Here is a 14,246-nt window from a genome sequence, read left to right on the forward strand (position 1 = left end):
AATTCAATATATGCGGTACTAGTCAAGATAATGATTCCTTCCTTTAATTTCATTTCCTATTATTTATGCAAAAATAAGCTGCTCCAATGCCCTTCTTCCAATTGCATTGAAACAGCTTATTTTATAATTAGTGAAATATTAATATTTATACAGTTTATACAGTGGACAAATCCCATTCTTCATAAATCTTTGGAACATCGCTGATAAGCCGTTTCGTATAATCGGCCTTTGAATGAAGAATAACTTCATCGGCAGTACCTCTTTCTACGAATTTACCATGCTCCATAATATAAACACTGTCCGAAATATAATAGGCCAGGCCGATATCATGGGTAATAAAGATTATGGTCATACCGGTCTCATCCCTTAAATGCAGCAGCATGTCAAGGATAGTGGCACGGGAACAGGCATCAATCATTGAGGTAGGCTCATCTGCCAGCAAAATCTTCGGCTTCAGCAGGAAGATTCTCGCTATCATAAGACGCTGCATCTGGCCTCCTGAGAGCTCGAAAGGATATTTGTTGGTAAGCTCCGCAAACTTTAGATTTACAAAGCTGCAGGCTTCCGTCATCATCTCCATTTTCTTCTCCATGGGAAAGGTTCTTCCCCCTCGCATATTAATACAATCAAGAAGCACCGTATCTATCTTTGAGAAAATATTATAGGAGGAAAAGGGGTCCTGAAAAATAGCCTGAATATCCTTCCAATATCCCTTTTTCTTTTTTCTGGTACTGATATCACGGGGCTTTCCCTGGAAAAAGATCTCCCCCTCTGTTGCATTACTAAGGCCCAGGAGCAGCTTGCTCAGTGTAGTCTTTCCGCTTCCTGATTCCCCTACAATGGATATCAGTTCTCCTTCATGGAATTCAAAGTCTACATGGTCCACCGCAACGGTCTTCTTGTTACCCATGCCAAATACCTTTGTTACACCTTTTCCGCTTAAACATAAGGGTCTGCTGTTTTTCTCATTATTTTTCATTGCCGTACACCTCCCTCAGTTTCTCAACATCATAAATACAGCGGTAACTGCGGCCTTCCTCAAACTCCTTTGAGTCAATTGAAATGGCGCGGCATTCAGCAGTGGCATACCTGCACCGTTCTGCAAACCGGCAGCCAGCAGGAGGTTTTTTAAGGTTCGGCGGTGTTCCGGGAATTGCTGTAAGCTTCACATCACGGCTTCCGGCTTCCGGTACGATAATAGAGCCCATAAGTCCCTTGGAATAAGGATGGATAGGGTCAAATACCATTTCCTTTGCCTTCCCTTTTTCCACAATCTGTCCTGCATACATTACCATAATATCATCTGTTACATTATATAATAATGGCAGCTCATGGGTTATAAATATCATGGATTTTATATAACCCTTCTCCATGAGGTTCTTTAACATCTTAATGACCATTTTCTGGCTCGTTACATCCAGAGCACTGGAAGGCTCATCCGCTATTAATACCTTTGGTGATAGAATGGTTGAAATAGCAATTACGGTTCTTTGCTTCATACCTCCTGATAATTCCACCGCATGTTTTTCCAGTACGGAGGCAGGAAGTCCAAGCTCTTCAAATCTGGCTTTTGCCATATCATAAATGTCTTTTTTTGTTTTCTTAGGCTCATGAACACGGATAACATCTTCTATAAAACGAATAATTTTCTGAGTAGGATTTAAAGCATTCATAGCTGCCTGGGGGATATAAGCAATTTCCGTACCAAGTATGTTTCTTCGTATATCATCGGGATCCATCTTGGATATATTCTTTCCGTCTACGACAATATCTCCGCTGATATAATGGAGGGGAGGAAAATAATATCCCATAAGGCTTAAGGCCAGTGTGGATTTTCCGCAGCCTGACTCACCGGCAATACCAAGGGATTTCCCTTCTTCGATTTTTAAAGACACCCCGTCAACAGCATAAACATCTTCTCTGAATCTTGTGATATATTTTGTCTTGAGGTCTTTAACCTCCAGCATTGTCTTTCCCATAGCAGACCTCCTAATCTCTTAAAGTGGGGTTGAACACCTGATCGAGACCAGTATTCATTAAATTCAGTGAGAATGATATCAAGGCAATAACAAGGATTACCGGGAAATATGCCCACCATGCACCATTTAAATGAGCGGAATAAGACATAGCCCAATCCATCATAAGTCCCAACGTGGAAACATCGGCTGTCTTTGGTCCTAATCCAATCATGGACAGGGAGGCTTCTGCCAGTATTGCTGTTGATATCTGAAGTATGAAGGCCATTACTACATAGGAAGCTATATAAGGCAATATATCCTTAATAATAATGCTTGTAAGGCTGTGTCCTGAAAGCTTGCTTAAGTTAACATGATCCCTGTTACGAAGTGAAATAACCTGGGACCTGACTGACCTGGTAGTCCACACCCAGGAGGTTATTCCAATTACAATGGCTACTGTCGAAGCACCCCGCTTATCCTGCCCGATACTGTAGGATATCAGAATCAACAGCACAAAGGACGGAATAACGGTAAAAAGATTTGTGATGAACATGATAAAATCATCGATGAAACCGCCAAGATATCCGGCTAATAAACCAAGAGTCAGGCCAATTAAGGTAGCTATTGTTCCGGCTATCAATCCGATTAACAGGGAGGTCTTTGTTGCGGATACTAATTTTTTCAATACATCGTCACCAAAGTTATCCGTACCCAGTGGAAGGACCTTCACATTGGGAACATCCTTAAGATTTACATAATCGGTGTCTGATATTTTTTTTATTTCGTCCAGGGACTGAGTCTCCTGATTTTGTACCGATACTACTAAAGGCTGCTCATTCAGCGCATTGCCAAGGCTCTTATCAAGTCTTTTATAGAAATTACGCTGAGCCATTGTCATCCCTTCCGGCTTTGCCGCAGGGTCATATTTTTCCTGCCAGAGCTTTATCAGGCTGTTGCCATCCTGCATATCAATATCTTCCGTCGGAACTCCGACTGCCGTAAGCCACTGTACCATGGATACTTTATCCGTATCACTTAATTTATTGGTAAGTCGCTTTGCATTCGCATCGGGAAGATCGATGGTTTTGGAATTCGTATTGATACTGTCATATACGGAGAAGTAAATTCCTGGCTTTAAAAAACTTCCTTTGCTTATCATCTGCAGGGGATCTCCCGGGCTGATGATGGGATAAATAATCACTGTTAATAACATAATCGCGAATATAACAAATCCTAAAACAAATTTGGGAGAGTGAAGCACCTGTCTAATTGTATTTTTCATCCTGTCCGCCTCCCTTAATCAAATTGTGCCGCTTTTACGCGGGGATCAATAAAACCATAAATAATATCAACTATAAAGCTTGCCAGCAATACCATAATCGTAATAATCAGTGTAGCTGCTGATAAAAGCGGATAATCAGAGTTTGATACTGCCTGCAGTATAGTTGATCCAAGTCCCGGATAACTAAAGATTACTTCTGAAACCAGAGCTCCACCTACCATGGTACCGATAGAGAGCGCAAGTCCTGTAATCTGAGGAAGCATCGCGTTACGGAATACATAGCCTACAATTTTCCAATCCTTTATACCAAGGAAACGGCTGTATTTCACATAGTCAGCATTTAATTCATAAATTGACATAGATCTCATACCAATAGCCTGGCCGCCGATTGAAATGAGTACAATGGACCAGAATGGAAGCTGATAGTGAGCAAAAACAGATTTTACAAATTTCCAGCTGACCTGAGGAATTAAATCATATCCATAGCCACCGGAAATAGGTGCAATTTTTAAATTGATTGCAAATACAATCATAAGTATTACTGCAAGACCAAAAGCAGGAAGACTACTGAAAAATAATGTAATAGGCATTAAGACCTTATCAAATCCCTTCCGGATATAGGCCGCCAATGCCCCTAGTACATTTCCGATAACCCAGCCTACAATAATTGCCGGAAACTGCAGCGCAAGAGTCCAGGGAAGCGCTGATGAAATAATATCGGATACTTTACGTGGATATTGGCTAAAGGAAAGACCAAAATCTCCTTTAGCAGCATTTTTACAATAAGTGATAAACTGAACATACATAGGCTTGTTGGTACCAAACTGTTCAGCGTAATGGTTATATATTTCTTTTGCCGCAGATGCATCTGATATACCCTGAGCCGATTTTGCCGTGATGGCTGCAACAGGATCTCCCGGCATTAGTCGTGGAAGAATAAAATTAAGCAGGATAGCAGCAGCGAACGTAATGAGGAACCATACAATCTTTTTGCCGAAATATTTACGATAGCCTTTCATTGATTACCTCCATAATTTATCAGCCATGTTTCAGATTATCCCGAAGCATGGCTGACCGATTGTATTCAGGTACTACTTAACCAGATCAATTTTATAAAGTCCGGCAATACTGTAACCATTTAAAAGTACTAACGGCGGGATATTATTGCCATCTCCACTTTCAGGATAGTTGGTCCATATGGATTCATTTACAGCGTGGAACTGGTCAGGTCTGTACATTAAGGAGAAGGAAGGAACATCTGTTAAATAAATTTTAACAGCTTCTGTATAGTATTCCTTTTGCTTAGCGGGATCTGCTTCACCAGGGATTAACTTAATCAGCTCATCCATACGTTTGTTGCTGTAATGTCCCCAGTTACCTGCCCAGTTATTGTCAACACCGTTATATTCGGAACTTGTTAACATTCTTAAACGTCCCCAAGGCTGTGTAGGGCCTGCGGAATCCGTCCACATCATAAAGATATCATATTCTGTTTGTTTCTTGGAAGTAACAGTTGACTGGAATACATCAGCCTGAGGATACTGTGTAGTAATATCAATACCGATGTTCTTACCTGCCGCTGCTACGATTTCAATTGCTGCCTGCCAGTCAGTCCAGCCATCAGGGCATGCTGCTACGAAGGAAAGTTTCTTTCCGTCTAATTCACGGATTCCATCACCGTTTTTGTCTTTAATTCCAGCATCATCCAGTAACTTCTTAGCGCCTTCAATATCATTTCCGGTCCATTGAAGATCCTTTACTGCATCATGGTCATATTTAGCCTGCTCACCATCCGTAGGGTTCATAACGGAACGAGGAATATTCTTAAAGGTAGGTGACTGGCCTGTCATAGCATTTGCATTGATAGCATCATAATCAACTGCCATAGCAATAGCTTTTCTGATTGCAACATTTTGAAGAAGTTTATTATCCATATTAAACCAGGCGGTAGGCATATTTACACAGATACCGTAAGGTGCATCCTGAAGATATGTAGAAATAGGAAGACCATCCTTCTCCCACAAATCCTGAATGTTAGGAATAAACTGCTGGTCAACATCGACTTCACCTGCTTTAAATGCTACTTCCGTAGCAGGGTTGTCGGCATAAATAGTATGGCATAAGTACTTAGGTGCAGGAAGTTTTCCCCACATGGAAGCATCCTGGCCCCAGTAGCTGTCATTACGAACCAAAACAACTTTCTGGTCATCATTATAGAAATTATGGTAAGGACCGGAATATACAACATCTTCGCCGGCATCCTTCTTAATAGCGGCAGCATCATTATTGCAGCGTGCTTCTACCTTCTGAATCCAGGCTTTCTGAATAACATAAGTCTGTCCCAGATATGCTACAACCAAAAGAGGATTAACAGCTTTACCCTTAGCATCAAGTTTTGCTTTAATTAATACTGTCTGGGGATCAACTGCTGTTACACTTTCAATATAAGGTGCCAGTGCAACACCCTGGCCATTCTTAACTTTAGCATCAGCCTCAAAGGTATAAGCAACATCATCAGCTGTAACAGCTGTACCGTCACTCCATTTAGCAGCACTTTTAATCTTAACAGTTATTTCTGTTCTGTCAGCATTCCACTGATAGTCGCCATCAGCTAATAATGGTGTCATGGTATCATCCAGCATGTTGTACATATAAAGTGTTTCAAACATAGGAGTACGTGATCCGCCGCCGGACTGGGTAATTGCAAGTGCATTGTTCATATCATCGGAAAGAGGATTCCAGCCGTTAACTGCTCCCCATTGCAGACCGCCATAATACAGTGTTTCATTTCTGGGTAATTCGCCGCCCGGTTTTACTTCCTCTGTAGCAGGCGTTGCAGTCGGCGTGTCCGTTGCTTCTGTTGTTGCTGTTGGTGTAGGTGTATCTTTTGTGCTTGTTTCATCTGTTTTATTAGATTTACAAGCAGTCAGCATACTTAATACCATAACCATTGTAAGAAGTAGTGACAAAAATCTTTTTACATTCTTTTTCATAATGCTTCCCTCCTGTTTTTTTTATCGCAATAACCATATTGGTTAAAAACGAACATTTTTACAAAAGTCCTACAGTTTTTTCTCTGTAAAATAACCTTTCTATTTACATATGATAATATATGTTGTAGAATAAAACCATGCTAATTTCTATTTATTTGTATATATTTTATACATGATTTAGCTTTATTTGGAATCATGTTTTATATATTATTACTCATTTAAGCAAAATATAGCATAAATTTGTACGATTTATATAAAAAAGTTTCCACTTCCAAATCCAGGCATCTTATTATCTGTTTAACGCATTATTTGTACAATTTTTGTGCATATATCATATAAAATACATGCAATATTATTTCATTTTGGGAGGAGTATATTATGGTATCTAAACACGAAATTATTGAATACGGTAATGAAATGCCAATTAAAATCAGCATCCAGAATATCGAAGATATGTCGAGGCACTGGCACAGCAGTCTGGAAATTTACCTGGTATTGAGCGGAAGCCTGACGGTTATGTTTGAGGAGGATACCTACAAGCTGTCCGAAGATGATATCATCCTGATCAACAGCAATCAATTCCATGAAATCAAAAGCAGCAATACCGTTGCTGCCGTACTCCAAATTAAGCAAAGCTTCTTCCAGCAATGGGTTGATGATAATACTTATTTCGAATGTAATTCCGTACTCTATCATGACAGAAATAAATATCTGGAGCTAAAGAAACTGATAGCCAGACTTGTACATGCAAGCTATAATGTTACAGAGCATAAAAGCCTGCTCATCATACCTTTATCCTACAATATTTTATATGAACTGATTTATAATTTTAGAATCTTTAAAGCAGACACTTCCAGTAAAAACTCTAAGAATTTGAAACGTCTTAAGGGAATCATCCAATACCTGAACGATAATTACGCAGAAAATATCACCCTGGAGACTATCGCCAAAAGAGAATACCTTTCCGCCTCCTATCTGTCCCATTTCTTTGAAAAAAATATGGGCATCAGCTTATTTAACTACCTGGCCGGTATCAGGCTGCGCCATGCGGTTGCCGATTTACTGCATACCGACCTGACCATCGAGCAGATAGCCGCAAATAACGGTTTTTCTAACAGCCGCTACTTTGTCAGCACCTTTAAAAAAGAATACGGCACCCTTCCAAAGCAATATAAAAAGGAGCAGAAGCTACTTAATGTTTCAGAAAATGGCACAAAATCACTGCAGCCAATGCTGGTCCTAAAGCAGCAGGACTTTTTGAACAAGCTGGGAGAATATCTTGATAAAAATTCAAAAAATGAGCTTCCGGAAGCAAAATATCCCACCCGGCTGATTGTACAAAGCATAAACACTACCATGAAAAAACAGCTCCTCCATCATTCCTTCAAAACCTTTACCAGTGTGGGCAGGGCGAAAGAGCTTCTATATAAGAATGTCAAAGAGCATTTACAGGAGCTGCAGAAGGAAGTCGGTTTTCAGTATATAAAATTTCATGGTATTCTGGATGACAGCATGATGCTGTATAACGAGGACAGGAACGGAAATCCTTATCTTGTTTATACCTATGTGGATGATGTGCTGGATTTTCTGTTGTCTATCGGCTTAAAGCCGCTGATACAGTTTTCCTTCATGCCAAAGCTTCTGTCAGAGGACTCGGACAAGACGCTGTTCTACAACCCTGTTATCATAAGCAAGCCGAAGGATTACAAGAAATGGGTCTATCTGATAACGGAATTAACCAAGCACCTTTTAAAACGCTATGGCTCGGGAGAAGTCAGAACCTGGATGTTCTCTTTCTGGAATGTGCCCTTTTTATCCTATATTTTTTCCTTTGAGACCAACGAAATTACTTATGAGCTTTACCGCATCACCAGAAACTGTGTAAAGGAATGTGATCCCCTGCTTTCCTTTGGAAATCCTTCCTATGGCTCTCTGGACTTTTGCAATTCCGAATTTTACGATTTTCTGGATTACTGCAAGCTGCATGATTGTTATCCGGACTTTTACAACATCCACTGCTATCCGGTTAAAACCTCTTCCATCGGCTCCTTTCCCACACTTGGAAAGAACCAATCGGAGGACAGTGAAAAGGATACTATTATCCTGTCCGATGACCCGGATTACATGGCTCACAGTATCGAGGATTTTAAGAACCGCATTCAGTACTACCCGAATCTTCCTATATATATAACAGAATGGGCTTCCACCTCCTCTCATTGTGACTGGCTCAACGATACCTGTTACCGCTCAGCCTACATTGTAAAGAACATACTGGATAATTATGATGAGGTGGAGAGCTTCGGAAACTGGTGCCTTACGGATATACTGGAGGAGCTCCCCATGGACAACGAAGAATTTCACGGAGAGCTTGGGTTATTTACCTGCCATGGCATTAAAAAGCCTGCCTATTATGCCTTTACCTTTTTAAATAAGCTGATGGATATCCTGGTGGATAAAGGAGAAGGTTATTTCATAACTACCAACGGCCAAAGTGATTATACTATTCTTCTTTATAACTATCATCATGTTTCCCCTCTTTATGCCCAGGGAATATTATTTAATGTTACCTTTAATGAGCGGTACAACGCTTTTGTAAATCCTTCCTCCCTGGATATCCATCTGACCCTTACCCATGTGGAAAATGCGGACTATATTGTTACACACCATGTGGTTAACAGGGAAAGCGGTAGTGCCTTTGACGAATGGGTCCGCATGGGAGCAGTTCCCCTTACGGACGAGGAGGAAATCAACACCTTAAAAGGACGTTCCATGCCAAGAATCACAAAGGAGCAGATAACGGTAACGAATAATACTATGGCACAATTTGCACTTTTACATCCTCATGAAATACGTTTGATTCAGATTAAGAAGGCGGAATACAGTCCGTCCTGCTACCGTCCTTAGTAGTGGACTGCATTTATGTTATAGGGCGGCCTTACTTATGTTTAAGACTTTGGAAACGGACGATGGTTTCTGGTTCCGTTGATACATTTTCTATTCGCGGTTCCAATTCCACTAAAATGGCAGCCGTTATTCCTGGAAGGTTAAATTACACCAAACTCGCTTCATAATTATTGGTTATATTAACACTGTGAGCTCAGACAATGGTGTAATTTAATCTAGTCATAACGGCTGCCATTTAAGTGTCATAAGGAACCCCTCAATAGAAAATGTATCAACGGAACCAGAAACCATCTGTACTTTGGCTTAAAATTTAAGTGAATCGATGTGAAAGGGTGTGACGTATTTACTAAAATAAGAATAAATAAAAATGTGAACAAACTAAGTTATGTAGAGTTTACCAAAATAGTTTATATAGAGCGTTGACATTTAAAATTGGGTACTATAGAATACTTAAGTAATTTAGAGTTTAAATAGAATATGAGGTACTTATGACTGAAATAGAAAACAAATACGAAACTTTATTGAATAATGTAAAAACCACCGTTTATGAAGGAATTTTAAAGCTTGGCCTGGCAAAGGGAGAAAGCTTTGGAATATACTATGAGCAGGACCTTCTGAATTATTTTTTGGGTAAGGATTGTGAGAGTGGCAGTGATATGATAACAGAACTAGATGGATTTGGGATGTTCGCAAAAGAAAGGCAGATTCCTCTTTCCATAAGCCACCAGGGCAGCCGTTTCCGGTTTCTTGTAGCAGCAGAAGGAGTATCCTATATCAAGGAATACAGCCCTTCTTCGAATTTTCTAAAAGAGCTGATTGACCTTGCAGGTACTCATACCTTCTGCCTGGAACAGATTCTTGCTGTTTTTAAGAATTCAGGGAAGGAATATACGGTAAGAGAGGTTGAGAATCCTGAATTTGAGTATGTTATAGCTTTTACAGACAGGGATTTTGACCCTTACCTTTATTGTTTTCACTTTGAGCAGGGACACGGCCATTATCACCGGCTATTGGAATACAGCTATAAGAAACTCTTTGAAGAGGAATAAATACTGAAAGTTTGGCTAATGGCCTGCTTGAATTAGTCTGGGCCATTAAGCCAAGTACAAAGCGGTCAGCGCACTAACAGGGCGGCTTCCATAAGGCTGCTGTATCTGAGCTTTCCTTCAATTCTCTCTGAATTCATAAGATGAATTTTATTTACAAGTAGATGCAGTTTGGGCACTAAGGCAGACAGCTCTTCCAGGGAGGCAGCTTTCTCTAAGACCACACCTCTTCCTATGGTCAGGTGTGCCTTTAATTTCTGCTCTTCTATGGAAAAGCCCTGTATTCTCAAGCTCTCTGTAATCTCTTCATACAATTTTATTAACTCAGGGGATTCCTTTATACCTACCCAGAAGATATCCCCTCCCTTATTTTGAAAGCGTCCCAGCTTCTCCGTCTCTATCACAAAGGGGGATACTCTGCTGTTTACTACTCCCTTTTTCAATGCTTCTTCCGCCCCTGACCTTTTCCTGGTTTCTCCTATAAAGGCCAATGTCAAATGAATATTTTCCTGATGGGTAAAGTTCCCCTTTATTGAATTCTCCTTAACTGTCATTCCGTAGCGGTAAAGCTTTTCCTTGTCTTCCGGCAAGAAATCAATCGCTGCAAAAAGCCGGTAAAAACCTCCCATATAGTAACCTCCTTGCTCCCGTTGCATACCGCAGACTAGTCTGCGATATTGCCATAAATAATAGAGTGTGAAAGTGTTCTTCTTTCACACTAACAGCCATGCCTTCCCAGCATGTGTGAAAATTGTTTTCTAATTTTCACGCTTGCTCCCGTTGCATGCCGTAATTTTTATATCTCATCCACTGTAAGTACATCATCCAGGCCGCTGAGCAGCAGCAGAACCTTTTCATGGTCATGCCTTTCCTGTTGTTTTATTGTTATAAACAATCCTACCGTATCCTCACTGTTTCTTGTCTTGCTGATTTCCACATCGGATATGGTCATATTGTTCTTGCGAATTGTTTCAAATACGTTGCTTATGGCATTTACCGTAGTTACCTGCACATATACCTCTATCAGCTTTGTCCTTGACATGGTGTACACGTCAAAGCGGTGCAGTACGGTGTTGCAGATATAGATAAAGGCACAGGCAATAATGGCTCCCTCATAAAATCCGATTCCAAGAGCAAGACCCATACAGGCAGAGGCCCAAAGCCCGGCTGCTGTTGTCAGCCCTTTTACCTGCTGTTTTACCGTTATTAATATTGTTCCGGCGCCCAGAAAACCTATTCCGCTGATAACCTGCGCTCCCAGTCTTGATGGGTCTCCTGTGTAATGCCTGACTTCAAGCATGTATTGGCTGGTTATCATTACAAGAGCGGAACCCAGGCAGACCAGGATGTGGGTCCTGAGGCCGGCAGGCCTTCTCTTTCTTCCCCTCTCATACCCGATTACTCCTCCGAAAAGTATGGCAAGTGTCAGTCTGGTAATGATGGATAGTGTATTTATATCCTGTAATGATACTGCTAATTCATTCATAAAAAATCTCCCTTATGCTTATATTATGCTGCCTTCCCATTATTATATGTACAGGCGCAATGAATGTCAGACTTTTATCTCATGTTTATTTTATATCTATTCTTTCCCTATATAAAAACAGGGCTGTTGATAGTAAGCTCTTTAACAAGCTTTTTACAACAGCCCTTATCTTTTCAATTGACTTAAACTTCCACTGTCCAGCCAAGTGTATCTTTTACCTTTCCTAACTGGATTCCGGTGATGGTATCATAGAGCTTCTGGCTGTATTCTCCAATTCCTCCATCCTTTACCTGCATGATTGTGTCTTCCCATCTTAACTGGCCGACAGGTGATATTACAGCAGCCGTACCGCTACCAAATACTTCTTCCAAAGTGCCCTTTTCATAGGCCTCTTTAATTTCCGTAATATCTATTTTTCTTTCCTCTACGGGAAGTCCCCAGGCCTTGCATAACCTGATTACAGAATCCCTGGTAACACCGGGAAGGATACTTCCGTTAAGAACGGGAGTTACAATCTTACCATCAATCTTAAAGAAAATATTCATGGCTCCTACTTCTTCGATGTATTTTCTATGAACACCATCCAGCCACAGCACCTGAGAATACCCCTCATCATGGGCTTTTACCTGGGATTTCAGGGAAGCAACATAGTTAGCACCAGTCTTTGCCTCACCGATTCCTCCCTTAACTGCTCTTACATACTCGTCTTCAATCCATATCTTAACCGGGTTCAGTCCTTCCGGATAATAAGCGCCGACGGGGCTCAGTATGATGAGGAATTTATAGGTGTCGGAAGGCCTTACTCCTAAAAAGGGGTCTGTTGCAATGACAAAAGGCCTGATATAAAGGGAAGTTCCGGGCTTTGTTGGAATCCAGGCTTCATCAGTCTTAACCACTTCCTTGATTGCCTGCAGGAAATCTTCCTCCGGTATTTCCGGAATACAGATTCTTTTATTGGTGTTATTGGCTCTCTCGATATTTTTCTCCGGACGGAACAGTAAGGTTCTGCCATCCTCCGCTTTATATGCCTTTAAGCCTTCAAACATTTCCTGTCCATAATGAAACACCATGGCAGAGGGGTCCAGGCTAATCGGTTGATAGGGTATAATCCGCGCATCATGCCATCCTTTGCCGACCTCATAATCCATCACAAACATGTGGTCCGTAAATATGGTTCCGAACTTTAAGGGGTTATCTCTGGTGGGCAGTTCCTTGGGCGTTGTTGTTTTTTCATATCTGATATTTAGCATGATACGTACCTCTTTCCTTTTCTTAATTTTATATAGCAATAATATTAGCCTTTCAGAAAAGGTTTTTCAAGTCTTTTTGAGAAATTTTTAACTTTCATAACAGGTTTTGACATCTTCCGCAGGATATCATCCTGCTGGATATCATCCTGCTGGATATCTATCCTGCTGGAAAGCTTTCTGCAAAACAGCTTCCTGGTTGAAGAAAAAAACTCCTACGCCTCCAATGCCTAAATGGCTTCCTAACACTCCGCCGATTTTGTTGATAATAAACTGTGTACAGCCAAGCCTTTCCGTAATCATAGAGACTAATTCCCTGGCTGCTTCTTCATCATCAGCATGGCTGATACCGATTATCTGGTCCTTTAATGCACCGGCTCTTTCCTCCAGCATATCAATAACTGCAGCAAAGGCCTTTTTTCTGCCTCTGGTCTTTCTTATGACTTCCATTCGTCCGTCATTGACATCAAGTATTGGATTGATACCAAGTATGCTTCCTATCATTCCCTGCGTTTTGCTGATACGTCCGCCCTTAATCAGCCAGTTCAAATCAGAGATTGTAAAAATGTGCTCTATATGGTGTGTCAGGTCTTTCATGTAATCCAGTGCTTTCTTAAATTCCGTCATACCGCTTTTGATATATTCCATTGTCTGCATTACAATCAGACCGGTAGCAGTGGAGCCTCCCATGGAATCCACAACCTCCATATTCACCTGGGGAAATTCTTCCTTCAGCTCTAAAAGGATGGTGGAAGCCAGCTGACAGGTCCCGGACATGGCGGAAGAAAAAGCAATGTATATGAACTCCTGACCCTTTTTTGCATAATTTGGAAAAATATTATAAATGGTTTCCGGTGCCGGCTGGGCAGTCATGGGCATATATCCCTTTTTCATAGCCTCGTAAACCCCATCTACATTGATTGTTTCGCCGTCCAGATATTCTTTATTCTCCAGCAATATCTTAAGAGGCAACACCAGAATATCATTTTCCTTGATATAATTCTCCGGTAAGTCGCAGGTACTGTCTACAATCAATTTCAACATAACAATCAGACTTCTTTCTATAATTAATATCATGTGGTTATTATTACCACTTGATGTAAATTATACCACTTTCCTCATAGAATGCAATACTCCCTAGTACTATATTCACTGCAATCCCATGAGACCAAATGATGGACACCCAGCGGACTTGGGGAGAGTGGTTTGGACTTTGCATTGAGAGGTTCTTTATGATACTTAAGCTGCAAGAAACACAGCTAGGAAAAACGGAGCCATTGTTTGAGCGTAGCGAGTTTGACGCAGTTTTGACTGTCGGCTGTGTTTTTTG

Annotated in this window: 11 protein-coding genes; 2 read left to right on the forward strand and 9 right to left on the reverse strand. The window is 40.9% G+C overall.

From position 1 onward, the window contains the following. Positions 1–154: 154 nt before the first annotated feature. The 5 genes from BUB77_RS14670 to BUB77_RS14690 form a co-directional block, all read right to left on the reverse strand. On the reverse strand, positions 155–979 hold the full coding sequence (locus BUB77_RS14670) for an ABC transporter ATP-binding protein (protein ID WP_073277215.1): 825 nt from the start codon (positions 977–979) through the stop codon (positions 155–157). Then, positions 969–1,979, reverse strand: coding sequence for an ABC transporter ATP-binding protein (locus BUB77_RS14675; protein WP_073277216.1), 1,011 nt, complete (start codon positions 1,977–1,979; stop codon positions 969–971). Before BUB77_RS14675 ends, BUB77_RS14670 begins: the two co-directional genes overlap by 11 nt. 10 nt (positions 1,980–1,989) lie before the next feature. Then, a complete protein-coding gene (locus BUB77_RS14680) occupies positions 1,990–3,240 on the reverse strand; it encodes an ABC transporter permease (RefSeq protein ID WP_073277218.1) in 1,251 nt (416 codons plus the stop codon). 14 nt (positions 3,241–3,254) lie between these two features. Continuing rightward, positions 3,255–4,259, reverse strand: a complete 1,005-nt coding sequence (locus tag BUB77_RS14685; protein ID WP_073277220.1) for an ABC transporter permease — start codon at positions 4,257–4,259, stop codon at positions 3,255–3,257. A 72-nt stretch (positions 4,260–4,331) separates the two neighbouring features. After that, positions 4,332–6,233: an ABC transporter substrate-binding protein gene (locus BUB77_RS14690; RefSeq protein ID WP_073277222.1), complete on the reverse strand. Its 1,902-nt coding sequence runs from the start codon at positions 6,231–6,233 to the stop codon at positions 4,332–4,334. A 378-nt stretch (positions 6,234–6,611) separates the two neighbouring features. Between BUB77_RS14690 and BUB77_RS14695 the strand changes: the two genes are divergently transcribed. Then, a complete protein-coding gene (locus tag BUB77_RS14695) occupies positions 6,612–9,137 on the forward strand; it encodes a GH39 family glycosyl hydrolase (RefSeq protein ID WP_073277224.1) in 2,526 nt (841 codons plus the stop codon). Positions 9,138–9,625: 488 nt separating this feature from the next. Further along, positions 9,626–10,186 (forward strand): DUF3877 family protein, encoded by a 561-nt coding sequence (locus BUB77_RS14700; protein WP_073277226.1) that lies wholly within the window; start codon positions 9,626–9,628, stop codon positions 10,184–10,186. Positions 10,187–10,251: 65 nt separating this feature from the next. Here the strand turns inward: BUB77_RS14700 and thpR are convergent, their stop codons facing one another. The 4 genes from thpR to BUB77_RS14720 all read right to left on the reverse strand — a co-directional run bounded on the left by thpR (position 10,252) and on the right by BUB77_RS14720 (position 13,960). Beyond that, complete coding sequence (thpR, locus tag BUB77_RS14705; RefSeq protein ID WP_073277228.1) at positions 10,252–10,812, reverse strand: RNA 2',3'-cyclic phosphodiesterase; 561 nt, start codon at positions 10,810–10,812, stop codon at positions 10,252–10,254. Between the two features lie 167 nt (positions 10,813–10,979). Beyond that, complete coding sequence (locus tag BUB77_RS14710; RefSeq protein ID WP_073277230.1) at positions 10,980–11,669, reverse strand: MgtC/SapB family protein; 690 nt, start codon at positions 11,667–11,669, stop codon at positions 10,980–10,982. A 182-nt stretch (positions 11,670–11,851) separates the two neighbouring features. After that, positions 11,852–12,919 (reverse strand): branched-chain amino acid aminotransferase, encoded by a 1,068-nt coding sequence (locus BUB77_RS14715; protein WP_073277232.1) that lies wholly within the window; start codon positions 12,917–12,919, stop codon positions 11,852–11,854. A gap of 141 nt (positions 12,920–13,060) precedes the next feature. Continuing rightward, positions 13,061–13,960, reverse strand: coding sequence for a DegV family protein (locus tag BUB77_RS14720; RefSeq protein WP_084124287.1), 900 nt, complete (start codon positions 13,958–13,960; stop codon positions 13,061–13,063). Between the last annotated feature and the right edge of the window lie 286 nt (positions 13,961–14,246).

The sequence above is a fragment of the Anaerocolumna jejuensis DSM 15929 genome (assembly GCF_900142215.1).
Lineage (GTDB): Bacteria > Bacillota > Clostridia > Lachnospirales > Lachnospiraceae > Anaerocolumna > Anaerocolumna jejuensis.

Bases quoted from the DNA above. Each gene is read 5' to 3' on its own strand.
- BUB77_RS14670 (WP_073277215.1), bottom strand. From the start codon at position 979: ATGAAAAATAATGAGAAAAACAGCAGACCCTTATGTTTAAGCGGAAAA.
- BUB77_RS14675 (WP_073277216.1), bottom strand. From the start codon at position 1,979: ATGGGAAAGACAATGCTGGAGGTTAAAGACCTCAAGACAAAATATATC.
- BUB77_RS14680 (WP_073277218.1), bottom strand. From the start codon at position 3,240: ATGAAAAATACAATTAGACAGGTGCTTCACTCTCCCAAATTTGTTTTA.
- BUB77_RS14685 (WP_073277220.1), bottom strand. From the start codon at position 4,259: ATGAAAGGCTATCGTAAATATTTCGGCAAAAAGATTGTATGGTTCCTC.
- BUB77_RS14690 (WP_073277222.1), bottom strand. From the start codon at position 6,233: ATGAAAAAGAATGTAAAAAGATTTTTGTCACTACTTCTTACAATGGTT.
- BUB77_RS14695 (WP_073277224.1), top strand. From the start codon at position 6,612: ATGGTATCTAAACACGAAATTATTGAATACGGTAATGAAATGCCAATT.
- BUB77_RS14700 (WP_073277226.1), top strand. From the start codon at position 9,626: ATGACTGAAATAGAAAACAAATACGAAACTTTATTGAATAATGTAAAA.
- thpR (WP_073277228.1), bottom strand. From the start codon at position 10,812: ATGGGAGGTTTTTACCGGCTTTTTGCAGCGATTGATTTCTTGCCGGAA.
- BUB77_RS14710 (WP_073277230.1), bottom strand. From the start codon at position 11,669: ATGAATGAATTAGCAGTATCATTACAGGATATAAATACACTATCCATC.
- BUB77_RS14715 (WP_073277232.1), bottom strand. From the start codon at position 12,919: ATGCTAAATATCAGATATGAAAAAACAACAACGCCCAAGGAACTGCCC.
- BUB77_RS14720 (WP_084124287.1), bottom strand. From the start codon at position 13,960: ATGTTGAAATTGATTGTAGACAGTACCTGCGACTTACCGGAGAATTAT.